The organism is Hyphomonas sp., assembly GCF_965284475.1.
GTDB lineage: Bacteria > Pseudomonadota > Alphaproteobacteria > Caulobacterales > Hyphomonadaceae > Hyphomonas.
Genome location: NZ_OZ260087.1, coordinates 462,134 through 487,060 on the forward strand (window position 1 = coordinate 462,134; position 24,927 = coordinate 487,060).

A 24,927-nucleotide genomic window follows, 5' to 3' on the forward strand; every position below is an offset into this window, starting at 1 on the left:
CCTAAGCGATCTCGCGGCCGATGGCATAGAATCGGTCGCGTCGCTGGCGCCGCAATTCCTGCGGTGACATGCCTTCGAGCTCCTTGAGGGCAGCATCCAGCGCCTTGGCCGCTGCCGCCATGGCCCGCTGCGGATCGCGGTGCGCGCCGCCAATCGGCTCCTTGACCACACCGTCGATCACCTTTGTCTTCAACAGGTCCGGCGCCGTAATCTTCATCGCTTCCGCCGCATCGCGCGCCTTGGCCGGATCGCGGTACAGGATCGACGCACAGCCTTCCGGCGAGATGACCGAATAGATCGCATGCTCCATCATCAGGACCTTGTTCGCCGCCGCGATACCGATGGCGCCGCCGGACATGCCTTCTCCGATGATCAGCGTGACGAATGGAACGCCCAGCGACAGGCCGCGCTGCGTCCCGCGCGCAATGGCTTCAGCCTGGCCGCGCTCTTCGCCGCCCTTGCCTGGATAGGCGCCCGCCGTATCAGGGAAACTGAGGACTGGCAGGTTGAACTTCTCCGCCATGTCCATCAGGCGCACGGCCTTGCGATAGCCTTCAGGGTGCGCCATGCCGAAATTGTGCTTCAGACGCTTCTCGGTCGTGCGGCCCTTCTCATGGCCCATGATGACCACAGAACGGCCCTTGAACCGGGCAAGGCCGCCGATAATGGCCTCGTCATTGCCAAACAGACGATCGCCGGCGAGTTCCTCAAAATCCTCGAAAATCGTGGCGATATAGTCAGACAGGTGCGGACGGTCAGGATGCCGGGCGACCTGCGTCTTCCGCCAGGCGGAGAGGTCTGAGTAGATATCTTTCAGCTGCTTGGTCGATTTGGCCTTCAGCTTGTTGAGCTCGTCCTTGATGGACGGCCCACCCTTCTGGCCGGAAAGGGCTTCAAGCTCGGCAATCTTGGCGTCGAGCTCGGCAATGGGCTTTTCAAAATCGAGATATGTGGTGCTCATGCGACTGTTTCTATCAATAGAGGCCTGACTCGCCTAGCGCCCATTTCATCAAAGAACTTCCTGGAACATCACCACTGCTGGCATGATCAGGACGCCCAGCAGAACCGGAAAAACGAAGAAAACCAATGGCAATGTGAGTTTTGCTGGCAAAGCCATCGCCTTTTCTTCGGCATAGAGAATGCGCCGCTGGCGCATGTCAGCCGAGAAGACACGTAGCGTCTGCCCCAGGCTGGTACCCATTTCCTCGGCCTGACGCAACATGGTCGCCAATGACCCGGCCTCTTCGATTCCCATCCGGTCGGCGAAGCTCCGCCAAGCTGTTTTCCGGGCCCGCCCGGCACGCAGTTCCAGTGATAGCGTCCTCATGAAGCCCGCTATGATCGGGTGGCGCAGTTCCAGCTCTTCACCGACACGCTGTACTGATGCATCAAGGCTAAGCCCGGCCTCCACGCAGGCAACCAGCAGGTCCATCATGTCTGGAAAGCCGGCTGAACATTCCTGCTTGCGGGCCTTGGCGCGTTTGTCGAGGTACATGCCAGGCGCTATCAATCCGATCATGACCAGCATTACAGAGATGATGAGTGGCGTGTTTCCTGGCAGGTCTGCCAGATAAGGTAGTGCCGCCAGCAGGCAGAGTTGCGGCAACAGGATGCAGACAAGCCTGGCAAAATAGTAGCGTCCAACGGCAGACTTGCCTGTAAAGCCTGCAGAGGCGAGGCGGGCCTTGGCGGCGCTGACGCCCTGCTCGTCATCGCCGGGCGCCATCTGGTCGGCCATCCCGGCCACCGCCTTGCCGATACGGCTCTGGTTCCGGCGTTGCTCAGGGTTGGTAATTTCAGGCCCGCGCCGCGCCAGCCTGCGTTCCACGCTTTCAATATCGCGGCGACTGCGCAGAAACGACAGCACGCTCGGAAACAATAGCGCGACCGCCGCGCCCAGCATCAGTACGGGTGCCCAGATTTCCGGAGAAGATGACAGGTCGAGATTCACTGCGGCGTCCTACATCTTGAAATTGATCATTTTGCGCATGACCAGGTTACCGATGAACATCCACGTAAACAGGCCAGCAAAACCGTAGCGGATGAGCGGATCGTGGATCACGTTGCCGTAGAATTCCGGGCGTGTCAGGTGGATGGCCAGCATCACGAGGAAAGGTGCGGCCGTAAGGATCAGGGCCGACATGCGCCCTTCGGACGATGCCGCATTCACCTTCAGGCGCATCGTCTGGCGCTCGCGGATGGTCGTCGTATTGGCTTTCAGCAGTTCGCACAAATTACCGCCTGTCTTCTCCTGCAGACGCACTGTCGCACCAAATAGTTCCATGTCGGGATCACCCGAACGCTCGGCCATGCGCTGCACGGCATTGGTCAGCGAAAAGCCATAGGATACTTCATCCGCAGTCATGCCAAATTCCGTTCCGATCGGATCCGGCATTTCCCGCGCCACGAGCGCAACCGCTGTCGCCACAGGATGGCCTGCTTCCAGACTGCGGCAGACAATCTGCAGTGCATCCGGCAATTGCGTCGCCAGCTTCTTCTGTCGTTGTCCGCCAACATGCTTGAGCACAACCAGCGGCCCGATCAGGAAGACCACAAGAGCAATGCCCGCAGCGGGCAGCCAGCCGCCGACAAAATGGATGTAAGCAATCGCTGCGACCAGCGCACCTGCGAGAGACATCGCAGCCCATCTCAGGGGCTGGTATGGCAGGCCGGAACGAACAACCAGACGGTTGAACCGCTCGAGCGTCATTGCAAAGTTTCCGTCCGCATCAAGGCCTCGGCTCTTGCGTAGCTCGACCATCGCTTCGCTCGTGCTCGCAAACTTGTCCTTGAACTGAAGCCTGCGGTTCACAATGCGCTGAGTCCGCGCCTGTGTGACGAGTTCCAGTGACGCCTGGATGACGAAAAAGAATGCGCCAGCCGCCATGATCGCGCAAATCACGAGGAACATGTTGTAACTGGTGAGGTCTGGCAGGCCGAACACGTTGCGAACCTCTAGAATACAGTCGCGGGGTCGAACATGCCGGCAGGCATGGGAACACCGCGCCGTTCCATCTCGTCCAGAAACTTCGGACGCAGCCCGGTCGCAACAAACTTGCCGATTACCTTGCCTTCCTCGGACGTGCCGGTTCGCTCGAACTTGAAGATTTCCTGGATCTGGATCACAGATCCTTCCATGCCGGTAATCTCGGCAATCGACATGACTTTGCGCGACCCGTCTGACAGGCGCGATGCCTGGACGATGAAATTCACGGCGGAAGCGATCTGGCCACGGATGGCTTCTTCGGAGATCTTCATTCCGCCCATCATGACCATCTGCTCAAGGCGGGTAATCGCATCGCGCGGGTTGTTGGCGTGGATCGTCGCCATCGACCCTTCATGGCCGGTATTCATGGCCTGCAGCATGTCAAATGCCTCTTCGCCGCGCACCTCGCCGAGGATGACCCGGTCTGGCCGCATGCGCAGCGCATTCTTGACCAGTTCGCGCTGACGGATTTCGCCCTTGCCTTCAATATTCGGCGGGCGCGTTTCCATCCGTGCGACATGCGGCTGCTGCAGCTGGAGTTCGGCAGCATCCTCAATCGTGATCATCCGCTCCTTAGGGCTGATCGCCGATGACAATGCGTTGAGAAGGGTTGTCTTGCCTGAGCCGGTACCACCAGAGATGACGGTCGACGCCTTGCACTTGACGGCTCCCAGAATGAATTCTGCGACCGGCCCCGGAATGGCGCCAAAGCTGACCAGCTTGTCCATCGTCAGCGGAGATTTGGAGAATTTTCGGATCGACACCAGCGGGCCGTCAATCGCAATCGGCGCGATGGCGGCGTTCACGCGGCTGCCATCCAGCAGGCGCGCATCGACCAGCGGCTGGCTTTCGTCAACGCGGCGGCCCACTGCAGACACAATACGCTGCACGATACGCAGCAAATGGTCATTGTCGGCAAACCGGACCGGTGCCAGTTGAAGCTCGCCATGGCGTTCGATGTAAACCTGATCGTAGCCGTTGATCAGGATATCAGCAATGGAATCGTCCTTCAGCAGGGGCTCGATGGGGCCCAGACCGGTCATTTCATCCATCACGGCATCGGCGAAGGAAATCTCTTCCGACGAGGAGAGCGCCATTTCTTCCTTGCGGATGATTTCCGAAATGATCCCGCGTACACGCTGACGCATCGTGCCATCATCCAGCTTGTCGAGCGCCGACAGGTCGAGTTCATCGATCAGCTTCGCATGTACGCGCAGTTTGGCATCCAGCAAGTCGAACGCCTTGGTTTCATCCTTCGCTTTCACCGTGGCCTGCGCTGGCGTAGCCTTTGGGCCGTCCGGTTTCACGACCGGCATGATGACCGGCGCAGCTGCTCCGGTATTCGATCCGAACCGGCTCATTTTGCACGCCTCCTGGCCAGGGGTTGTTCCGCGGAAGCGACGGCGTCCTCCGGCAGGAGCCGGTCGACGAACTTCTGGACGTCCAGCACGAGCTGGCTCCTGGGTTTCACGTCGGCAACCGGCTTGCCGAGATTGACCGCCGTGCGCGCCGCGTCCCAGTCTGACGCGATCGTGGTATGGATCTCCCGCTCGATGGCCTGTTCGGCCTTGTCGACCGCGAACTCGGCGCGGAAACGCTTCTTCGGGAACATGCGGTTGAGGACGAGTTTGGACGTGCCGCGATCACCGCGCAAAGCATCCGCTTCACGGCACATATCGGCGGCCGCGTGCAGGCTTGGCACGGTCAATTCACTGACGATGATCGCCTCGTCGACGGCGCTCAGAATGGGCTTTGTCCAGGGCATCATGTGCCGCGGCATGTCCACCAGCACGTATTCGAATGCGCTGCACGCCACGTCCAGAAGGCGCAGAATGGCCGGTTCGCCGGCCAGCAGGTCGGCATCGGGGTTGCGCGGCGCCGCGATCAGCGAGACACCGTCTGCGTGCTGCCAGCACCAGGCCGCAAGCAAGCGCTGGTCGAGGCGATCAGGCGCATCGGCGAGGGCGTAAAGATCCAGCTTCGGTACGGCTTCCAGAAAAGACGTGATCATGCCATCTGCGACGTTCAAGTCGACGAGGCAGACCTTTCCGGGACCCACCTTGCGTGCCAGCGCAAAGGCGCTCTCAATGGCAAGTGTCGATACACCTGCGCCGCCAACCGCGCCGCGAAACGCCCAGCATCTGGATGCCGCTCCGGCGCCCTGAACCGACTGCGTCTCACGCAATTGTTCGGCAGCATCAATCACTTCTTCAATGCCTGCCGAAACGGGCAGAATATCGGATGCATCGAGCTTCATCAGCGCCCTGACCATGTGGCCCGGCAATTGGTCAGATACAACGATGACCGCCGTATTGGGGCGCTCGACAGCCAGTGTCAGGATCACCTGATCATACCCGTCAACACCCTGCTCGACCAGCACAAGCCCCCCGCCGTGACGCAAGATGATGTCGGATGCCGAAAGCCCTGAAAGATCGGAAAACTCTGCGCAGCAGGCCGTGAGCGCCGCCATCCGTTCGGGGCTGGCCAATACGGCAAGTGAGGGGATCACCCGGTTCGACGGCGGCGGGGCCGGCTCTGGTTTCAAGACAGGTTCAAACATCTCAGCTGCCCGATCCGCTGTCGGATGCCTGACGCAGCTCTTTCGACTTGCCTTCGTTCAGCGCCTTCACCGCATTCGCCGCTCTCACACCGGATGTCGATTCGATCTGCCGCGAGTTCGGAAGGTTTACATCGCGCACTGACTGGGCGGCGATATTGGTTTCTGTCGCACCGCCCAGCAGGTACACGTCCTGATGGTCGTGGCTCGCGCAGGCAGTCAGCAGGGCAAGGGCTGCGATGGCGCCAGCAACCCGGTTGTGTTTGCTCATGTCGTGGCCTCCCTAGTTTGCCAGTGGAACGGTTGCCGTCTGGTCCAGCAGGAACAGTTCGGCTTCTGTCGGTTCAGCGAATGCGTCCAGCGGCGAGCCCAGCATGTCCGGGTGCGGTGCAGGCTGCACGAGACGCGGCGTGACGATGATCACAAGTTCGCTTTCATTTTTCTGATAGCGCTTGGACGAGAACAGCTGGCCCAGAACAGGCACATTACCCAGCCACGGCGTCTGGCGCACATCATTGGAGTAATCGTTTTGCAAAAGGCCCGCGATCGCGAACGCCTGGCCATCATGCAGCTCGATCGTTGTGTCGGCCCGGCGCACCGATATGCCCGGAATTTCAATGCCGGCCGACCGGATGCCATTGGCCCGGTCCAGCGACGACACTTCCGGACGCACACGCAGATTGACGAGGCCATCGCCCAGAACGGTTGGTGTAAAGTCCAGGCTCACACCAAATTTCTTGAACTGCACGGTGATCTGGTTGTCCTCGGTGGCAATCGGTATCGGATACTCGCCGCCCGCAAGGAAACTGGCCGTGTCACCCGACAGTGCAACAAGGTTCGGTTCCGCCAGTGTACGGATGACCCCCTTCTGTTCGAGCGCACGCAAAGTGATGTCGACATTCTCGTTTCCAACATTGGTGAAAAGCGCGACAGTCTTCTCGGCAATACCCGAAACAGTGCCGCCCTCGGTCACGCCGACAACGTCATTGGCATCGAAGGAATTGCCAAAGCCGATTTCCTTCACAGCACTGCGGCTGGCCTCGATAAAGCGCACTTCCAGCAGGACCTGCTGGCTCTGCCCGACTGAGAGTCCATTGGCCACACCGCCTGGCACATGCCGCTCCGCCAGCTGCAGCGCCATTTCGGCAGCCGCTGCCGTGGTCAGCTTTCCATCAAGGAAAACGCCATCATGCACCGCATAGACATTAATGTCCTCGCCGGGCAGAAGGTTCTTCAGGTCCGTTCTCAGTTCATCCAGGCCGAGTTCGACTTCGACCTCGATCAGTTCGGCGATTTCACCGGCAGCATTATAGATCAGAACGGTCGTTGTGCCGGGCAACTTCCCACGTAGGAAGAAGGATCGGTTTGAGGTTGCCATCGCGTCTGCAATCTCGGGATCAGCGACCACCAATGTCGCAAACTTGAGATCAGCTTCGACAACGGTCGAGCGGCCCTTTTCGAGCACGAGCACCTTTGCACCGTCAGGCGCATTACGCTGGACCCATGCGCCGGCACACGGCGCCACCAGAATGATCGCTGCAAAACAGGCAGCCAGAAGTTTCGGGAACGTTTTCATTTGCTGACGCCTCCAGCCGGAGCCTTTTCCTTGGCCACCGGTGTGGTGACTTCCGTTTCTGCATCGCCATTGATCACCCGGATACGCGCCGTCGATGGGGCCCGCACCACGCGGGGCCGCGAAACGACACGCGCCGGTTCCGGTGCCTTGCGGACCTCGGCAACAAGATTGGCTTCCTCACGGCGCCCGATCAGGGCCAGGCCGAGCGCACCACGCTGACTGGCCGCACTCAGTGCCAGCGCATCATCCGGCGTAACCTCCAGAGTCACCGTGCTGGAAGGACGTGCGCCCTCGAGCCCGGCTTCGAATGTCTGGTCGATGGCCAGGACATTCACGTTCCTGAGTACGGACCGCGCAATCACATCTCCCGATGCGCGCTCGCCGTCGCGGATGGAGAACCGGCCGCTGTCTTCACGCGGCACAAATTCATTTACGTCGACCCGGTCACCTGGAAGAACAAATCCTGCCACGCCCGTATCATTGCCTACCACAACCGACACGGCTCGCATGCCCGGCGTGATCGACGCGGCAAGCGTCAGAACTGACCCGGTTTGATCGAGCTTGGTTCGCATAAGGGGTTCGCCCGGCACAATCAGGCCGCGCGCATAAGCAACCTCATTGAGTTCATCCAGGCTGCGCAGCGCGTCGGCCGGAATCGAGTCCGCGGGCCAGGAGGTTGCCTTCAGCGCCGAGCGATCAATCAGGTCACCCGTCTCGATAACCGAAGTTGCAACGAGCACGGACGACATCTCGACAGCTGGCACGAGACTTGCTGCAGAGGCATCAGACGTATTCGACGTCATGTAGTTGCGGCCAAGGAAAACCGCACCTGCACCCAGCAAGAGCGATAGCCCCAGACTAATCAGGGTTGTTGGCTTCATCGTCGGATACCCTCTTTGCCCATGACCGCCACCTGGTCAGATTGGGACACTAGAGTGCAGGCGATAAAGTCTGTTGAAGAGCGCCGTCCAAATCTTGGACAGCGCCCGAACTCCCTGTTAACCAAAACCTAACAGGTATTAAGCGGTGTTGAATCATGCCGTTGCGGGGAAATCATCGTTCTGTCGATAGGGACGCAGGGTCCGTTTTCTTAGCTATGAAGGAAACGTGGTTCGGCGCCCGGCACCAGGATCGCCGCCGTCAGTTTCCCACCATATACAGCTCCGGTATCAAGGTTGATCCTGCGTCCATCGGCGGTGACATCGGGCTTCCAGTCCATCGTCGGCGTGTGGCCGTGCACCACGACCTGACCGATCAGGGCCGGCGCTGTCCAGCATCGCGTATCGAAGAACTCCCGGCGACGCGTCCACATTCGCACACGCTCTCCGCATTCGGGGAACGCGTCCGGGTCGACCCCGCCATGAACGAAGACAAGTCCCTGCTGTTCGTCCCTGTGGATGGTCGGCAAGGCGTGCAGCCAGTCAAGATGGGCATCCGTCGGCCCGTCCAGCCCCCGGCGGCGATAGCTCTCCATGGTTTCCTCACCGCCCCATTTCAGCCAGTTGCTGTGCGCCGCCTCATCGTCGAACCGTAGTGCTTCGATCATCATCTGCTCATGGTTGCCCCGAAGGGTAATACTGCGCGCGCCCATCCGGTCTTCCATCTCGATAAGGTGATCGACAACCCCACAGGAATCCTCGCCCCGGTCGATCAGGTCGCCGAGGTGTATCCAGGTCACGCCAGCGCCGTCCAGTTCCCTGTCGACGTAAAACCGGACCTGGTCGTGCAATTCCTTCAGGCGCTCAAGCTCACCATGGATATCGCCGATTGCAGCATAAACAGTTTGGGTCATGCCTTTCACCTAGTGGCAGACTTCGGGCAGAAAAGGGCCGCGCAGCCAAAAGGTGTCAGGGTTCGAACCGCCAGTGCTCAGGCCGTAAGCCCATACCCACAGCGCGGCCCGTCAACCCGCGAAGCGGCGCAACGGCGTCCAGAACCTTCAGGAAGAAGGGCACCTTCACGGCCGCCGCCCTCTGAATTGCAGGCACCAGCACCCGGTTCTGGGCAGCAAGCTGTACACTTTGCGTCATGCGTGCCGGCAGGGCGCGGCGTTTCTGGACACGGGCAAGCACCTCATCAGGCGCCTCATTCCTGCGCAGGGAGGGGGCGAGGATCCGCGACGCTGCGGCGGCATCCTGAACAGCGAGGTTTATCCCGACACCCCCGATCGGTGACATTGCATGTGCTGCGTCGCCGATGCACAGGAATCCCGTGCGCCACCATTTCTCCAACCGGTTCACCTGAACGGTCAGCAGTTTGACATCATCCCAGCTCGTGATGGAACCGGTCACATCTGCCAGCCACGGCGCCAGACGCACCAGGCGCGCCCGGAACGCCTCAATGCCGCCCGCCCGGATCGTATCGGCCGCACCCTTTGGAAACGGCAGCGCGCATTGCCAATAGTCGCCGCGATTGATCAGCACCAGAAACCCGTCCGCGCCAACCTGGCCAAGGGAATCCGGGGGCGCGTCAGGTGTGCGCGGCAGGCGCATCCAGAAAACATCCATCGGCGCGCCCAGATCCTTGACCTTGAGACCTGACTGGTCTCGCAGACGCGATCCTCGGCCATCGGCGGCGACCGTCAATACGCTTCGCACTTCAAGCGGTCCGTCCGCCGTGTGGCCCCGCAGACCAGCAACTGCTCCGTTCTCCACGACCAGTTCGTCTGCTTCGGCAGGCATCAACAACTGGAAGTTTGACAGTTCGCGCGCCGTATCGGCAACGAAATCAAGCACGTCCCATTGCGGCATCATCGCTATGAACTTGCTGTGCACGGGCAGTCGCGTGAAATCGGCCACAGCGAAGGAACGATTGTTGATGCTGACCGAAATCGCCTCCGTTTTTTGATAGGGACGCATCAGCAGTCCTTCCAGCAGACCGAGTTCATGGAACAGTTCCAGCGTCGATGGATGCACCGTGTCGCCGCGGAAATCCCGGAGGAAATCGGCATGCTTCTCCAGCACGATCACGTCGACACCGGCCCGTGCCAGAAGGTAGCCCATCATCAGTCCGGCCGGGCCACCGCCCGCGATGCAACACTGGCTTGTCAGCGAAGTCATGAGACGCTCCGGGAAGTGCGAACAAGAATTAACATGAGTTTGCAGGCCAGGTACAATCAGCCATCGGTGGACAGGATTTCGGCGAACAGGGCCGCATCGACATTGCCCCCCGTCACCACCACCCCCACACGGCTCCCGCGCCACGCCTCCGGTACCCCTTTCAATACCCCCGCAAGCGCCGCTGCCCCACCCGGTTCAGCGACGATTTTCAGGTGCCTGAATGCCTGCCGCATGGCGCGGCGCACGTCGGCATCGCTGACGGTCAGCCCGCCCGACAGAAGGCGCTTGCCGAGCGGAAACGTCAGGTTCCCAGGCTTCGGCGTCAGGATGGCGTCGCAGATTGACCGCGTACCCGGCGCATTCTCAATGATCTCACCAGCCGCCAGTGACCGGCCCCAGTCATCGTGACCCTCCGGCTCAGCCGCCCAGATTCGGGTTTCCGGGGACAACTGCTCGAATGCCAGCGCCACGCCTGTGATCAGTCCGCCACCACCCGCACAACAGACCAGGTAGTCGAGCGGCTTGCCCATGGCCGCGACCTGCCGCGCGAATGTGACGCCGAGCGTTCCCTGGCCAGCGATGATGTCCGGATCGTCGAAACTCGGCACCAGGATGGCCCCGCGATCTGCAGCCAGTTGATCTGATATCAATTCACGGCTTTCCGAATTCCGGTCGTAGAGGTGTACTTCACCGCCATCGGCAAGCACGCCGTCCACCTTCACCTGCGGCGCATCGGACGGCATGACGATAAGCGCGGGCATGCCAAGCAGACGCGCTGCCCGCGCGATGCCTTGCGCATGATTGCCGGACGAAAATGCGACAACGCCAGCCCTGCGACCTCGCGCGGGGATCTGGGACAGCCGGTTCATTGCGCCGCGTATCTTGAAACTGCCGGTGACCTGCAGGCACTCTGCCTTCACGAGCAATTCTGCGCCCGCAGCCGCGTCCAGTGCCGGATGGGTCAGGACAGGCGTTTCGCGCACGATGCCCGCAACCCGCGCTTCAGCGGCGAGGACATCATCAAAATCAGGTAGTTTGAAAGGCTGGCTCATGGACACAGCCCTACCCTGTCCCGGGCCTGCCTTCAAACCTGATTCAACCTGTTATTTTGTCAGACGAAGTTCCCGGGCAGCAATGGCTGAGAATGTCTTGTCCAGTTGCGATGACGTGATGTTGAACGTCCGGTCAGGGTCAGCTGCGCAGTCGCTCAGAAGCTTGGTGGCGGCGCTATCGGAAATGTCCACAGCAATCGTGTAAAGCTCGATCTCATAGTCTTCGCGAATGGCCTTGCAGGAATCCAGGGTCAGGCCATCAAGGCTGCCACCGTCGAGGCTTTTCACGCCCTTGGCCTTCCAGCACTTGCCCGCAGCACCTCGGTCGCTGGTTTCGTTACATCCGTAATAGCCTTCGAAATGGTACGGGGCCTCGTTCTTGCCGTCCGTCAGCAGGATCATGATCTTGCGAACGCCCGTATCCTTGAACGGTTTTGGTTCCTGATCACCTGTCGTCCCGAAGAAGCTTGCCCAGGTCGAACGGGGAGACAGTGCACGCAATCCCCACATCAGGCCAATGTCGGCCTGTGTGCCACCCTGTACCGGATACATATGATCGAGCTTGTCGAGAATCTGCCCCCGGTCACCTGACAGTCCAAGCATAGCAGTCGGACAGTTCATGTTTGGCCCGGAGACTGGCTTGTAGCTCGACCACGGGAAAATATCCTGCTGCCAGCCACAGGCTTTTCCGCCGTCGGCGAAATAGCCGAACTCCGTCGGGTCAGACACACATGCCGGTGACATGACACTTAGCGGCTTCTTGTAGGCGGTCGCACAAAGCTGTGTCTCATTCAGGTAGACGTTCCGAAGCCCGTCATAACCTGCCTGATTGCTGCTCTGAGTACACTTGAGCAAGCGATGGCTCGGAATATCGAGCGCAGCATTCTGGATGGGCGGCGCAAGGTCAAAGATCGACCCCTGCGGGCCTGGCACGGGCGGCTTAGGTGGCGCAGGCGGGGACGGCGGTGATGGAGGCGATGGTGGTTTCGGCGTCTTCGGCGGCTTTGGTGGTTTTGGGGGCGAAGGCGGCGACGGAATGCTGTAGGTCTGCAGCTCCGGTTCCAGCCAGGAGGCGTGCCAGCGCATGCCCGAGACTGCATCGTCGCTCAGGCGCTGGGTAACGAAGCCACCCGCGCTCACGACACGCTCATTCGGTGCCGACCGGACACAACCACGCCATTCGACCGGCGCGAAGTCACGCGCCATAGCGGCGGATGTGTAGGCCTTTTCAGCTTCCGGTTCATAAAGATACTTCCGGCGGCTTTCGAACGGGGCGTTTGGCGTGCGGGCCGAGCCGTATACTGGCGGCGTACCCGCCATGGCAGGCGCAGGATTCCACGCGCCCGGCGCTTCGGAATTGATGTTCACCACGGATGCCCACGGCACGACACCAATCGACATAAGCCCCGCAGCTGGCGTCTGGTCGAACATCGTGTTCACGAAGCCCTTCGAGGCTTCCCGCATCTTTGTGAAGCGACCCTCTTCGAACATGGAACTCGTATTATCCAGCGCGAGGATCACTTCGATCTTGCGGCTGTCACCAGCCTGAGCCGCTCCGGTAACGGACAACTCCTGAAAGGAATGACCAAAGAATCCACCGAACACCATCGGCAGGTCGGATACCGCAACCGCTGTAACTTCTCCCACTTCGCTGATGGTCGAGGTCACGATTGCCTTGCCGAGATCAGCGTGGGCGGTCGCAACGTCCTGATGGTACATGTTCTCGATCGCAGCCTTCGTAAGCGTCTCGCGCTCGGCATCATCCGTAGCAGCTTGGTTCACGAATTCACGCGCACCATTCAGCACTGCGGCGTCCATTGATGCCTGCATGTGTTTCCTGGCAGAAACCAGGCGCGCGCCATCTACTGCCACACCGACAACCATGGTCAGCGGCAGCAGGCACAAGGCATAAATCACCGCCGTGGCGCCATTGATGTCACGCTTGAAACCTCTGGCTTTCGCTCCGATTTGACGTTTCATGATAGAACACTCACCAAGCTAGTTCCCCTGACACGTGCAATACGCATGCCATGGCGCCCGCCTGAGGGGACAACCCGCAAGAACGAAAAATTGCGAATTTCCGAATATTTACAAAGCGTGACGAGTCCAATCCCCAGCGAAACGCGCTGCAGACCCATCAAAGCAGGCGATCAAATCAGATCAGGCGGGGTTGGCGCCTAAAGCGACGCGGCAAACTTGCGAATGAGGTCCCGCGCGCCTTCGGCCGTTTCCTCATTGTCGACTGCATGGGCCATGACAGCTTCGAAATAGCCGAGTTTCGACCCGCAATCATACTCACGGCCTTCAAACTCGTAGGCGTAGTAGCTCTGGGTTTCCATCTGGCGAGCCATGGCATCAGTCAGCTGGATTTCTCCGCCAGCGCCCGCAGCCTGGTCAGCCAGAAGGCCAAAGATTTCCGGCTGCAGAATGTAACGGCCCGTGATCTTCAAGTTCGAAGGCGCTGATTCCACGGGCGGTTTCTCGACCATGCCCGACATTTCGATCAGGCGTCCGCTACGCGATTTCGGCGCGATCACACCATACGACGACACCCGTTCCATCGGAACGGGATCGACCGCAACAATGTTCCCGCCCACTTCATCATAGGCCGAAACCATCTGCGCGAGGCAAGACGGGCTGGATTTGACGATGACATCGGGGAGCAGCACGGCAAACGGTTCATTGCCGATAATGTCACGCGCGCACCAGATCGCGTGGCCAAGCCCGAGCGGTGACTGCTGACGAACGAAACTCGCAGCACCTGCCGGCAGCACGGTGCGCTGCACTTGTGCAAGGATCGCGTCCTTGCCCTTTTGCTTGAGGGAGGCATCAAGTTCGTAATTGATGTCGAAATAGTCTTCGATCGCGCTTTTGCCTCGACCGGTGACAAAGACGATATGCTCGATTCCGGCTTCGAGAGCCTCGTCGACGACATATTGAATGGCTGGCCGATCAACGACGGGAAGCATTTCCTTCGGGATGGCCTTGGTGGCGGGCAGAACCCGCGTACCCATGCCCGCGACCGGTAAAACTGCTTTCCTGATGCGCATAGGCGGCTCCTGTTTCAGACAGTATTTGCGCGTCCCTATCGCCCAAAAAGGACAGCAAGGCCAGAGGACAATCCTCGATCAGAGCGCGGAATAGAGAACAAACCCGGCAAGCCATGTCGACAGGCAAAGCACGAGCAGTGTGGCAACGATCCTGCGCGCGGACCTGCGGCTTGGCCTGGACAGCTCCGACACGATCCGCGCCTGCAGGGCATGTGCCGGCGAGGCGACGTGTCTTGGAGAGTCGTGCGTATCAACAGCCTGAACGCCAGACTTGCCCGTAACGATATCCGCTTCAGGCACGTCCGCCTGTTGGGGCGCCTGTTGGGGCGGCTGATTGTGTACAGGCTGCGCAGCCATGGGGCTCTCCCGTCATTTCAGGGAGACAAATGGCATGGATGCCCTAAGTTTTGGCTAACACACTGTTGCAAAATGGTTTCGCGCCGATTCACCAATCGGGCCTTACACGATCGGATCAAACACGCCCTGATCGTTTCGGCGGACGCCAAATACGCGCGCCAGGCAGCCCCCGTCAAGAGCCTTGTCCGGCGCGCCGTCTGCAACCTTCATCCCCTGGTCGAGCACAATGATTCGGGTGCAAAAGCGCGAGGCGAGGTCAAGATCGTGCACCGCCGCCACGACAGCGCGCCCTGCATCGCACTGTTCCTGCAAGACACGCATGTGGGCCAGGCGGTGAGCGATGTCGAGCGCGGCGCCCGGCTCGTCCAGCAAGAGGGTGCGCGAGGGGGCGGCAAGGGTGCGGGCGAGGTGGAGACGCGCCTGCTCTCCGCCCGACAATGTCTGCACAGCGCGGTGGCGGTATGAGGTCGCCCCGGCGCGCTCGATGGCGTCGTCGATGGCTTCCTGATCGGCCGGGCCGCAATGCTCATATGGCGCGGGGCTGGTGACAAAGCGGCCAAGCGCGACAAGGTCTTCCGCGATCAGATTCCACGCGACGGGCCTCGCCTGAGGCAGCCACGCGCACAGCAATGCGCGCTCGCGATGGGTTAACGATGCAATATCGGCGTCGCCATAGCTGACCCGACCCTGCCGGGGCGCCAGCAAACCGGCCATCACGCGCAGCAGCGTACTCTTTCCGGCGCCATTGGGTCCGACGAGCCCGACGAACTCCCCTGGCGAGAGACCGAACGATACGTCGGTCAAAACCTGGCGGTTGCCGAGATTGACGTGGATACCCGACACAGTGATCATCGTGTGCTTCCCCCCAGTCGCGCGGCAATCCAGATGAACACGGGCGCACCGAACAGGGCGGCGGCCACGCCAAGCTTCAACTCTTGTGAAAACGGCAACACGCGCACCAGCATGTCGGCGCCAAGCAGCATACCCCCTGCCGCCAGCGCCGACGGAAGCAGGACACGCTGGGGATCATGTTTCACAAGCGGCCGAACGATATGAGGCGCGACCATGCCGACGAACCCGATCGTGCCAGCCACGGCGACACTCGCGCCGGCCAGCAGCGAGGTGCCGACAATGATCAGAAGGCGCGTCCGGGCAGGATTCACGCCAAGCGACGCCGCCGTCTCCTCGCCGAGCGACAGGGCCCGAAGCGACGGGCCCGCCATGATAACGGCTGCCGCGCCGAGGACCCATGCCGGAACGGCCATGGCGACATCCGTCCAGGACCGGTTGGCAACCGAGCCGAGCATCCAGTTTATCAGGTCTGACAGGCTATAGGGGTTCGGCGCAAGGTTCAGTGCGAGAGACGTGAGCGCACCCGCAAGGCTCGACAGGCCGATACCGACCAGAAGAAGTGTCACAGTGCTGGCACCGCGCCCGGCTGCAAAGAGCAGTAGCGCGACGGCCAGACCGGAAAAGAGGATGGCGGCCAGGGGAACGGCGAAACTGCCCGCTGCTGCAAGACCGAAATAAATAGCAATCACGGCCCCAAGTGACGCGAACGCCGATACGCCAAGGACGCCGGGCCCGGCGAGCGGGTTCTGCAACAATCCCTGCAAACCCGCACCTGACAGGCCAAGCGCCGCGCCAACACCGAATGCAGCCACAGCGCGCGGAAGACGGATTTCCCAGACAATGATGCGCGAAGCTTCCGTCCCCTGCCCGATCAAGGCAGCAAAGGTTTCGCCCAGCTCCATTGGCGCACTGCCAACCAGGGCGGAAAGCGAAAGCAGGACCACGCAGCCGGCCGCGAGGAAGAGGGAAACATGCTTCATGGCGCGGCCTGCAGCGCCGCAGCAACATCACGGGCTTCATCGGCGACAAACCAGGCAGGACAGGTCAGGCGGCTTTCGGTCATGCGCACGACCTTTGCATCCTTCAGCGCATAGGCAAGTGCCGGATGGCGTGCACTGCTCCATTGATCGAAAGCGTAATCATCAAATCCGAAAAAGGCCGTCAGGGCGACGGCGGGTGGCTGCATGACAAGTTTTTCAAGAGGCAGGCTGTGCCAACCGGCCCCTGTTGCGGCGTTCTCAAGTCCTGCCCGCTGCATAATCGCATCGACCATCGTGCTCTTGCCGGCCGTTACGCCTCCGGGTGTGATGTAAAGCGCGCTGGCACCGGTTGCAGGCACGGCGTCCGGCATCGATGCCACGAGTGCGTTCGCCCGCGCATCCTGCCCAAGTGCCGCACCGACTTCACGGGTCACACGCGCCGCACCGTCCATATCCGATGCGTATCCGATCTGGACCGTGCGAATACCCATACGCTCGAAGAATGCGAGGGCCCGCTGATCGCCGCCCCAGCTACGTACAACGATATCAGGCTGCAGCGCGATCACATCCTCAGCCGTGGCGCGGACTTTGGGCAATCCCTCGGCCCGTTCGCGCAGAAAGCTGAAAGGCCGCCCTGCATCCCTCGAAAGGGCGCGGACCTGTTCGCGATCGGCCAGGCCGAGCACAAACTGGTCCGCGCAATAGTCGAGCGACGCGACGGTGGGGCGCACCTCGCCTGCTGCCGCCAGGGGGGACAGCGCCAGCAGGCAAAGGAGCGCCCAACGCATCATCGCAGTTTCAGCCCGACCAAGGCTGTTGCGCCGGGCGTCTCATAGCCGAACACGTCAGTTGCTGTTTCATCGAACAGGTTCTCACCGCGCAGGGTGAAAGCCATGCGTTCGGTGATCGGATATTCGAAGCTGGCCGAGAACAGCGTGTACGCATCAAGCGCGACACGGCGCGACGGGAAGCTGCCAAAGTCAAAATCATCCTGCTCGCCGACATAGTCGAACGCGGCACCGATACGGTAGCCATCCGGTTCCGGCTGCCAGTCGACCGACACGGACGCCGTATTGTCGGGCACGCGGATCTCGTTGCTACCATCTTCGCTTTCGCTCTGCAGGAAGGTTACCTGCCCGGCGACGCTCAGTGCATCCGATGCGCGCCAGCGTCCGGAGAGTTCGACGCCGCTACGTTTGGATTTTCCGATTCGGTTCGCTGCGGTTGAGTTGAAGCTGGAATCAAACGCCGTGTAGATTTCATCTTCAAGGTCAGCCTCAAAGTAAGCCGCCGACAGTCTGGCCGGACCGAATTGCTGGTCCCAGCCGATTTCCCAACTCGTGGATTGCTCCGGCTTGAGATCGGGATTGCCGATGAAGCTTCCCGGGAAGAAGCCGAACAATTCCGTGAACGTGGGGTTTTTCACCCCTGTTCCGACCGATGCACGTGCCCGGCCCTCGATGGAATCGAATGCGTAACCTGCCCCGACACGCCATGTGGTCGCATCGTCGAACCGGCCATCATTGTCATCGAAGCGGCCAGAGGCGCTGAGATCGAGCGCATCAAGCTTCACGTGATATTCAAACGCAACTCCCACGCTTTCGAAGGTTTCCGACGCATCTGTCGCGCCAGCGTAAGCAACGTCCGTGCGGTCATAGTCTTCCTTTTCGTAATCGATAAGACCGATCAGCTTTTGATTACCAAACGTGATTGACGGGCTCCACGACGCCTTGAGGCGCTCACCTTTCGAATCGTCAGTTTTCGCACCGTCGGTCGTGTTCTCGCGGGTCACTTCATTATAGCTGGTACGGAAGACATGACCGATTTGGCCTGTCTTACCGGACAGCGACGCGCCGACAAGGTATTGATCAGCTTCTGTTTTCTTGTCGACATTGTTGAGCAAGCCATCAAAATCGGTGTCGGAATCGATATCAGCATTCGACCGGCGCGCCAGGGCGAGCCCCGAAAGCGTCCAGTCTGTATCGAGATCGATGGCGCCGCGTACGACACCGGAAAACGCGTCGGATCCGTCCTTTTCGCCGCCGAACCCCGAAACGTCCACGCCTGCTGTCGTGAATCCGCTAATGCCCACGCCATAGCGCGCAGCGCCGCTTTCGCCGGCATAGGACGCGCTGGCGCGGGCCGTGTCGTCCGTGCCGACCTCGCCGAACGCCTGCAGGCCCATGGCGCCATCGGTGGACAGGGACACTACGCCGCCGATGGCATCGGAGCCGTAGATTGACGAAGCTTCACCGCGCAGCACTTCGATGCGCGTAGCACCTATGCCGGTCAGCAGGCCAAAATCGGTCTCACCATTGACCGGATCGGACACTTCGATTCCGTCAAGCAGGACAAGCGTGTGATTGGCCTCCGCGCCGCGCAGGCGAACCTGGCTGAGAGCGCCGGCACCGCCCGAGCGCGATACGCCAACGCCGGGAACAGCGCGCAGCTGGTCAGCTGCGTTGGGCGACATGCGAATGGCGAGGTCGTCCGCGGTCAGCACGTTGACGCTGGCGGTGATGTCGTCGACCGGCGCTGGCCGCAGGCCGGTGACAGACACGATTTCGAGATTAAGGGCAGATTCCTGCGCCGACGCGGCACCGGATACGACGAGCACGGCTGCGCCGGCCAGAAGGTATTGTTTGAGCATCGCTCACACTCCGTTATCCCGGCGCACTGGCCGGGCGTTACACCAAAAGTGTCGCGTAGACGGAGTATTAGCCTCCGCTGCCATTGGCCTGAACCCGGACCAGGGCAAACGACGGCAAGAGGCAGGTCTCCTGGCTTGCGGATCGATGGAACAGGCCGCCTTCCCGGGAAACTCCCAGTGGCTTTATGGCCAGTCCCTCTCCGCTTACAGTTACGGGCATAGCGCCGGATTCTCACCGGCTTCCCTTTTCACCTGTGGCTAAACAGGCACCTTTTGCGTGGAGAAGGCTTTAGTCCGGTGATTCCGGGATGGCAAGATCAAAGCGGCATCAGCGTGTGACCGCCATCGACGACGACGGTCGCCCCGGTCATGAAACTGCCAGCATCAGACGCGAGCAGCAGAAGCGGGCCGGACAGTTCGGAAACATCGCCGATGCGGCGCTGGGCGATTCGACGAATCATTTTCAGGCCCTCCTCCGATTCGAGGAAATCATCATTGATCTCGGTCTTGAAATATCCGGGCGCGATCGCGTTCACCCGGATGCCGAAACGCGCCATCTCGACGGCCATCTGACGGGTCATGTGATCGACCCCGGCCTTGGAAACCGAATAGGCGGTTGTCATCATTTGCGTGCGCAGGCCCGTGATCGAGGCAATGTTGATGATGGAGCCAGGCAGTTTGGCATCGATCATCGCATTGGCGCCATGCTTGGCAACACGCCAGACACCTGTGAGGTTGGTATCGATGACGGCGTTCCAGTCATCTTCAGGCATTGCCGTGAACCAGCCTTCACGCGACATGCCGGAATTATTGACGATCACGTCGCACGGACGCCCCAGTGCATCAGCAATTTCCGCGAACGCGCCCGTCACACTGTCTTCGCTCGTGACGTCCATTTCCACTGGCAGGGCCTTGCCACCGCGCTTTTCAATTTCTGCAGCGACCGCTTCAAGCCGGTCCATCCGCCGCGCCGCCACGACGACATGAGCGCCAGCCTCCGCCAGAACGCCCGCGAAATGGCGACCAAGTCCGCTGGACGCACCGGTAACCAAAGCCGTCCGATTAGTTAAACTAAACATACCCATGCCCTCAACCTCCAAATTTCATGTTGCGTCACGCAATATTTTGCCTCTATCTCAGCGTCATGAAAATATCAGTGCTGAGGGAGCGACGCTCCGGTGAGACCCGTGTGGCCGCAACACCGGAGACCGTCAAGAAGTTGGTCGGTCTGGGACATTCTGTAACCGTCGAGACGGGTGCAGGCGTGGTAGCGGGCTTTTTGGATGATGCCTACAAGGCCGAAGGGGCAGAGATCGGCAGCGATGCCGCCAATGCGACCAAAGGCGCCGATGTAGTGTTCAAGGTGCGCGGCCCGGAGGTCGCCGAGATTGCGGCATTGCCGGACGGTGCGGCTCTGCTCGCCCTGATGGACCCGTTCGCGCTTGAGCCCGGCCTGCTGGACGCGCTCAATGGCAAGAAAATCGCGACCCTGTCGATGGAATTCACCCCGCGCATTTCCCGCGCGCAGTCCATGGACGCCCTGTCTTCCCAGTCCAACCTCGCGGGCTATCGCGCCGTGATCGAAGGCGCGCAGACCTATGGCCGCGCCATGCCGATGATGATGACGGCGGCCGGCACGATCGCGCCGGCCAAGGTGTTCATAATGGGCGTCGGCGTTGCCGGCCTGCAGGCCATCGCCACAGCCCGCCGGCTCGGCGCAGTCGTCACGGCAACAGACGTTCGTCCCGCCGCCAAGGAACAGGTGGCATCGCTGGGTGCCAAGTTCATCGCGGTCGAGGATGAAGAGTTTAAGGCCGCCGAAACGGCTGGCGGCTACGCCAAGCAGATGTCGCCGGAATACCAGGCCAAGCAGGCCGAACTGACGGCGTCGCATATTACCAAGCAGGACATCGTCATCACGACGGCGCTGATCCCCGGCCGCGCCGCGCCTGTCCTCGTCACCGAAGCCATGGTCAAGACGATGAAGCCCGGTTCAGTCATCGTCGACATGGCAGTCAGCCAGGGCGGCAACTGCCCGCTTTCGAAATCTGACGAGATTGTCGATGTGGGCGGCGTGAAAATCGCAGGCTTCTCTAACCTGCCAGCGCGTCTGCCAGCCGATTCCAGCTCGCTGTTCGCCAAAAATCTTCTGGCTTTCCTGCCGCTTGTCACCGCCGAGGACGGCGCGCTCAACCTCGATACCGATGACGAAATCGTCACCGCCATGCTGCTCACGCGCAATGGCGAAACCGTGAATGACAGGGTGAAATCATGAAACGCCTCAGCAGCCTCGCCGCGACGGCGTTCCTTCTCGCCGCACCTGCCTTTGCAGAGTCCGGCGGCGTGAACCCGACCATATTTCTCGCCGCAATCTTCGTACTGGCCTGCTTCATCGGCTATTACGTGGTCTGGAGCGTGACGCCGGCCCTGCACACGCCGCTGATGGCCGTGACGAATGCCATTTCGTCCGTGATCATCGTCGGCGCACTTGTCGCCGCTGCCGCAGCCGGCCTCACCGCCGACAACTGGATCGCCAAGATCCTCGGCGGCGTCGCTGTCATGCTCGCCAGCGTCAACATTTTCGGCGGCTTCCTCGTGACCCAGCGCATGCTGGCCATGTATAAAAAGAAGGGGGAGTAGTCTGATGGACAGTTTCCACTCCACCTGGGCGCCCGCGCTCTACCTCGTCGCAGGCGTGCTCTTCATCCTGGCCCTGCGTGGCCTCTCCAGCCCGGCCACCAGCCGCAAGGGCAATCGCAACGGCATGATCGGCATGGCCATCGCCGTCGGCACGACCATTGCCCTTCTCTGGAACCAGCTTGATCTTGCCACCTGGGCCATCATCCTCGGCGGCGTCGCCATCGGCGGTACGATCGGTGCCGTGATCGCCAAGCGCATCGCCATGACGGCCATGCCGCAGCTCGTTGCTGCCTTCCACAGTCTTGTCGGCCTCGCCGCCGTGCTTGTGGCCGGCGCTGCGCTCTACGCTCCACTCGGCTTTGGCATTGCAGACGCGCAAGGCATTCACGCCGCCTCGCTGATCGAGCTGTCGCTTGGCTCGGCCATCGGCGCGCTGACATTCACCGGTTCGCTGATCGCTTTTGCCAAGCTCAATGGCAATATGGGCGGCGCGCCGATCATGCTGCCAGGGCGCCATGTCCTGAACATCGCACTCGCTATCGGCATCGTGGTGCTGGTCGGCGTGCTGATGGCCAGCCACGGCCACGCGCACTGGGCCTTCCTGGCGCTTACAGCCCTCGCGCTGATCCTCGGCATCACGCTGATCATCCCGATCGGCGGAGCCGACATGCCCGTCGTCGTCTCGATGCTGAACTCGTACTCGGGCTGGGCCGCTGCGGCGCTCGGCTTCACGCTTGGCAACTTCGCCCTGATCATTACCGGCGCGCTCGTTGGCTCGTCCGGCGCGATCCTGTCGTACATCATGTGCAAGGGCATGAACCGCAGCTTCATCTCGGTCATCCTCGGCGGCTTTGGCGGCGACGATGCAGCCGCTGGCGGAGGCGGCGTGCAGGTCGACCGGCCGTTCAAGCGCGGCTCGGCTGAGGACGCGGCCTTCATCATGAAGAACGCTTCCAAAGTGATCATCGTGCCCGGCTATGGCATGGCAGTGGCGCAGGCCCAGCACGCCCTGAAGGAAATGTGTGACAAGCTGAAGGAAGAAGGCGTCGAGGTGAAATACGCCATCCACCCCGTTGCAGGCCGCATGCCCGGCCACATGAACGTGCTGCTCGCCGAGGCCCAGGTGCCCTATGACGAAGTCTTCGAACTGGAAGACATCAACTCCGACTTCCGCAATTCCGAAGTCGCCTTCGTCATCGGCGCGAACGATGTGACCAACCCGGCCGCCAAGACAGACAAGACATCGCCGATCTACGGCATGCCTGTGCTCGATGTGGAAAATGCGGGCACAGTCCTCTTCATCAAGCGCTCAATGGGCTCCGGCTATGCCGGTATCGAGAACGAACTCTTCTTCCGCGACAACACGATGATGCTGCTCGCAGACGCCAAGAAGATGGTCGAGGATATCGTCAAGAACCTCTAGGTTTTGAGACTTTGAACATGAAGGGCGCGCCGGAAGGCGGGCCCTTCATTTCGATTCGAGAACGGCCTTGATGAGGTCCGTGGTCTCGTCATCGACAACGCAGTCATTCGGACGCGCCGCCGCCTTCAGGGCCTTGGCGCGTGCGTCCATGCGTTGAGCGCCCAGCAACAGGTCCGGCGCGACTTCAGCCAGCGGAGCGATGACGAACAATCGTTCAGACATACGCGGATGCGGCAGGGTCAGAAGGTCGGTCCGCATCTCCACGCCGGGAATGATCAGCAGGTCGATATCGATCTCACGCGGTCCCCAGCGCTCCGATGCCGTGCGTCCCATCGACGCCTCGACGTCTTTCACCGCAACGAGCAGGTCTGTGGGCGAAAGGTCTGTATCGATCAGGGCACACATGTTGATGAACTCGCCCTGGTCTGTCTTGCCCCACGGGCGCGTCCTGTAGGCGGATGATACACGCGTCAGCCTGCAGCCCGGCAGCGCGTCGATGGCGCGCAGCGCTGACGCGAGGAACACCGCGCGGTCTCCAAGATTGGACCCGAGAGCGATCGCTGCCTCAGTCATCGCGACCTCTCGTTACGGACACACCGACATGGTCGACGATATGCTTTATGGGTGCAGACGGCTTTCGCACTGTGACCACCACTTCGTGCACCATGGCAAAACGCGACAGGATCGCCGCCGCGATATCGTGCGCCAGCGTTTCAATCAGGTTGAAATCGTCCTGGGCCGACACTTCAGCGGCAAGATCGCACAGATCAGCATAGTTTACCGTCCCGCCCAGCCTGTCGATAGCATCGGCTTGCCGAATGACGCGGCAATCAATATCGACCATGAATTTCTGGCCGAGGGACTTTTCTGCGTCCATCACACCGTGATGGCCGTGGAGCCTGAGATTCGAAACGAAAACCCGGTCTGTCATCCTGCCTCGCCTATCGCTTTCCACATTTTCAATGCGTCTGCGTGGGCGCCCACATCATGGACGCGTACGATTGAAGCGCCTCTCTGGACGCTTGCAAGACCTGCCGCAAGGCTCCCGGTCAAACGATCGTCGACATCACGGTCCAGCAACTTGCCGATAAAGGACTTGCGCGACACGCCGATCAGTATCGGCGCGCCATAGTCGAGTAATACGTCAAGACGGGCCAGAACGGCAAAGTTCTGCTCCCACGTTTTACCAAAACCGACGCCGGGATCGAGGATCACATGCTCACGCGGCACACCCGCCGCCTGCGTAACGGTGAACGCCCTGTCAAAAAATGCGCGCGTGTCATCGACAAGGTTCAGGTCCGGATCGGCTTTTCCGCGATTATAGGTCACGACCACGGCGCTTTCGGTGTCAGCGACCGCATGCGCCATATCGGTATCACGGGTCATCCCCCATACGTCGTTGATGATGACTGCGCCGGCGCCCGCTGCCTTGCGCGCGACACTGGCCTTGTAAGTATCGACAGAGACTACGCGCGATGCATCGGCGCACAGGCCCGGCAGAACTGACAGGACACGCTGCGCCTCGTCCTCAGCGCTGACAGGTGCTGCACCGGGACGGGTCGACTCCCCGCCAATGTCGAGAATGTCAGCGCCTTCGGTTTCCATCCTCTGCGCCTGCGCTATGGCCGCGGCCGAATCAAAAAACGCCCCGCCATCTGAAAACGAGTCCGGCGTGACATTCAGGATTCCCATCAGCAGCACGCGCTTGCTAGCCTGCTCCAGTATTGAATCCCGCAAGGCCGCTC

The 24,927-nt window shown here is 60.9% G+C and carries 25 protein-coding genes and 1 riboswitch; of the genes, 3 read left to right on the forward strand and 22 right to left on the reverse strand.

What is annotated here, in order from left to right; all coding sequences use genetic code 11:
* Position 1: 1 nt before the first annotated feature.
* From ACQ66M_RS02040 to ACQ66M_RS02130, 19 genes are all read right to left on the reverse strand, one after another.
* Positions 2–961, reverse strand: coding sequence for an acetyl-CoA carboxylase carboxyltransferase subunit alpha (locus ACQ66M_RS02040; RefSeq protein ID WP_350170822.1), 960 nt, complete (start codon positions 959–961; stop codon positions 2–4).
* A gap of 48 nt (positions 962–1,009) precedes the next feature.
* Positions 1,010–1,951 carry a type II secretion system F family protein gene (locus tag ACQ66M_RS02045; RefSeq protein WP_350170821.1) on the reverse strand — a complete coding sequence of 314 codons (942 nt, stop codon included), beginning with the start codon at positions 1,949–1,951 and terminating at the stop codon, positions 1,010–1,012.
* 9 nt (positions 1,952–1,960) lie between these two features.
* On the reverse strand, positions 1,961–2,944 hold the full coding sequence (locus tag ACQ66M_RS02050) for a type II secretion system F family protein (RefSeq protein WP_430401551.1): 984 nt from the start codon (positions 2,942–2,944) through the stop codon (positions 1,961–1,963).
* Between the two features lie 11 nt (positions 2,945–2,955).
* Positions 2,956–4,347: a CpaF family protein gene (locus ACQ66M_RS02055; RefSeq protein ID WP_430401552.1), complete on the reverse strand. Its 1,392-nt coding sequence runs from the start codon at positions 4,345–4,347 to the stop codon at positions 2,956–2,958.
* Complete coding sequence (locus tag ACQ66M_RS02060; protein WP_430401553.1) at positions 4,344–5,495, reverse strand: AAA family ATPase; 1,152 nt, start codon at positions 5,493–5,495, stop codon at positions 4,344–4,346. The genes ACQ66M_RS02055 and ACQ66M_RS02060 overlap by 4 nt, the downstream gene beginning before the upstream one ends.
* A 52-nt stretch (positions 5,496–5,547) precedes the next feature.
* Entirely contained in the window at positions 5,548–5,814 is a 267-nt protein-coding gene (locus ACQ66M_RS02065) for a hypothetical protein (RefSeq protein ID WP_430401554.1), read from the reverse strand.
* 12 nt (positions 5,815–5,826) lie between these two features.
* Complete coding sequence (locus ACQ66M_RS02070) at positions 5,827–7,119, reverse strand: type II and III secretion system protein family protein (protein ID WP_350170816.1); 1,293 nt, start codon at positions 7,117–7,119, stop codon at positions 5,827–5,829.
* Positions 7,116–8,000 carry a Flp pilus assembly protein CpaB gene (gene cpaB / locus ACQ66M_RS02075; protein ID WP_350170815.1) on the reverse strand — a complete coding sequence of 295 codons (885 nt, stop codon included), beginning with the start codon at positions 7,998–8,000 and terminating at the stop codon, positions 7,116–7,118. The genes ACQ66M_RS02070 and cpaB overlap by 4 nt, the downstream gene beginning before the upstream one ends.
* Positions 8,001–8,209: 209 nt before the next feature.
* The gene (locus tag ACQ66M_RS02080) at positions 8,210–8,911 is read right to left on the reverse strand and encodes a metallophosphoesterase family protein (protein WP_430401555.1); all 702 of its coding nucleotides are present in this window, start codon (positions 8,909–8,911) and stop codon (positions 8,210–8,212) included.
* 55 nt (positions 8,912–8,966) lie between these two features.
* The gene (locus tag ACQ66M_RS02085; protein ID WP_430401556.1) at positions 8,967–10,178 is read right to left on the reverse strand and encodes an FAD-dependent oxidoreductase; all 1,212 of its coding nucleotides are present in this window, start codon (positions 10,176–10,178) and stop codon (positions 8,967–8,969) included.
* Between the two features lie 56 nt (positions 10,179–10,234).
* On the reverse strand, positions 10,235–11,230 hold the full coding sequence (locus tag ACQ66M_RS02090; protein ID WP_430401557.1) for a threonine ammonia-lyase: 996 nt from the start codon (positions 11,228–11,230) through the stop codon (positions 10,235–10,237).
* A 51-nt stretch (positions 11,231–11,281) separates the two neighbouring features.
* Entirely contained in the window at positions 11,282–13,210 is a 1,929-nt protein-coding gene (locus ACQ66M_RS02095) for a TadE/TadG family type IV pilus assembly protein (protein ID WP_430401558.1), read from the reverse strand.
* A 197-nt stretch (positions 13,211–13,407) separates the two neighbouring features.
* Positions 13,408–14,280 (reverse strand): UTP--glucose-1-phosphate uridylyltransferase GalU, encoded by an 873-nt coding sequence (gene galU / locus ACQ66M_RS02100; protein WP_350170810.1) that lies wholly within the window; start codon positions 14,278–14,280, stop codon positions 13,408–13,410.
* Between the two features lie 78 nt (positions 14,281–14,358).
* A complete protein-coding gene (locus ACQ66M_RS02105; RefSeq protein ID WP_350170809.1) occupies positions 14,359–14,637 on the reverse strand; it encodes a hypothetical protein in 279 nt (92 codons plus the stop codon).
* Positions 14,638–14,739: 102 nt separating this feature from the next.
* The gene (locus ACQ66M_RS02110; RefSeq protein WP_350170808.1) at positions 14,740–15,489 is read right to left on the reverse strand and encodes an ABC transporter ATP-binding protein; all 750 of its coding nucleotides are present in this window, start codon (positions 15,487–15,489) and stop codon (positions 14,740–14,742) included.
* A complete protein-coding gene (locus ACQ66M_RS02115; RefSeq protein ID WP_430401559.1) occupies positions 15,486–16,469 on the reverse strand; it encodes a FecCD family ABC transporter permease in 984 nt (327 codons plus the stop codon). Before ACQ66M_RS02115 ends, ACQ66M_RS02110 begins: the two co-directional genes overlap by 4 nt.
* Complete coding sequence (locus tag ACQ66M_RS02120; RefSeq protein WP_430401560.1) at positions 16,466–17,257, reverse strand: ABC transporter substrate-binding protein; 792 nt, start codon at positions 17,255–17,257, stop codon at positions 16,466–16,468. The genes ACQ66M_RS02115 and ACQ66M_RS02120 overlap by 4 nt, the downstream gene beginning before the upstream one ends.
* Positions 17,257–19,119 (reverse strand): TonB-dependent receptor plug domain-containing protein, encoded by a 1,863-nt coding sequence (locus ACQ66M_RS02125; RefSeq protein WP_430401561.1) that lies wholly within the window; start codon positions 19,117–19,119, stop codon positions 17,257–17,259. The genes ACQ66M_RS02120 and ACQ66M_RS02125 overlap by 1 nt, the downstream gene beginning before the upstream one ends.
* Before the next feature lie 103 nt (positions 19,120–19,222).
* A riboswitch (cobalamin riboswitch) is annotated at positions 19,223–19,408 on the reverse strand.
* Between the two features lie 28 nt (positions 19,409–19,436).
* Positions 19,437–20,204 carry an SDR family NAD(P)-dependent oxidoreductase gene (locus tag ACQ66M_RS02130; protein ID WP_350170804.1) on the reverse strand — a complete coding sequence of 256 codons (768 nt, stop codon included), beginning with the start codon at positions 20,202–20,204 and terminating at the stop codon, positions 19,437–19,439.
* A gap of 59 nt (positions 20,205–20,263) precedes the next feature.
* On the opposite strand from ACQ66M_RS02130, the gene ACQ66M_RS02135 reads away from it, so the two are divergent.
* From ACQ66M_RS02135 to ACQ66M_RS02145, 3 genes are read left to right on the forward strand one after another with little or no spacing between them, the layout of a single operon-like run.
* Positions 20,264–21,394 carry a Re/Si-specific NAD(P)(+) transhydrogenase subunit alpha gene (locus ACQ66M_RS02135; protein ID WP_350170803.1) on the forward strand — a complete coding sequence of 377 codons (1,131 nt, stop codon included), beginning with the start codon at positions 20,264–20,266 and terminating at the stop codon, positions 21,392–21,394.
* On the forward strand, positions 21,391–21,759 hold the full coding sequence (locus tag ACQ66M_RS02140; RefSeq protein ID WP_430401562.1) for a proton-translocating transhydrogenase family protein: 369 nt from the start codon (positions 21,391–21,393) through the stop codon (positions 21,757–21,759). The genes ACQ66M_RS02135 and ACQ66M_RS02140 overlap by 4 nt, the downstream gene beginning before the upstream one ends.
* Before the next feature lie 4 nt (positions 21,760–21,763).
* Positions 21,764–23,182 carry an NAD(P)(+) transhydrogenase (Re/Si-specific) subunit beta gene (locus tag ACQ66M_RS02145; protein ID WP_430401563.1) on the forward strand — a complete coding sequence of 473 codons (1,419 nt, stop codon included), beginning with the start codon at positions 21,764–21,766 and terminating at the stop codon, positions 23,180–23,182.
* A gap of 45 nt (positions 23,183–23,227) precedes the next feature.
* On the opposite strand, the gene folK is transcribed toward ACQ66M_RS02145, so the two are convergent.
* The 3 genes from folK to folP are packed head-to-tail and all read right to left on the reverse strand — an operon-like array spanning position 23,228 to position 24,919.
* Complete coding sequence (gene folK / locus ACQ66M_RS02150) at positions 23,228–23,755, reverse strand: 2-amino-4-hydroxy-6-hydroxymethyldihydropteridine diphosphokinase (RefSeq protein ID WP_430401564.1); 528 nt, start codon at positions 23,753–23,755, stop codon at positions 23,228–23,230.
* Positions 23,748–24,113, reverse strand: a complete 366-nt coding sequence (gene folB, locus ACQ66M_RS02155) for a dihydroneopterin aldolase (RefSeq protein ID WP_430401565.1) — start codon at positions 24,111–24,113, stop codon at positions 23,748–23,750. The genes folK and folB overlap by 8 nt, the downstream gene beginning before the upstream one ends.
* Positions 24,110–24,919, reverse strand: a complete 810-nt coding sequence (gene folP / locus ACQ66M_RS02160) for a dihydropteroate synthase (protein ID WP_430401566.1) — start codon at positions 24,917–24,919, stop codon at positions 24,110–24,112. The genes folB and folP overlap by 4 nt, the downstream gene beginning before the upstream one ends.
* Positions 24,920–24,927: the final 8 nt, after the last annotated feature.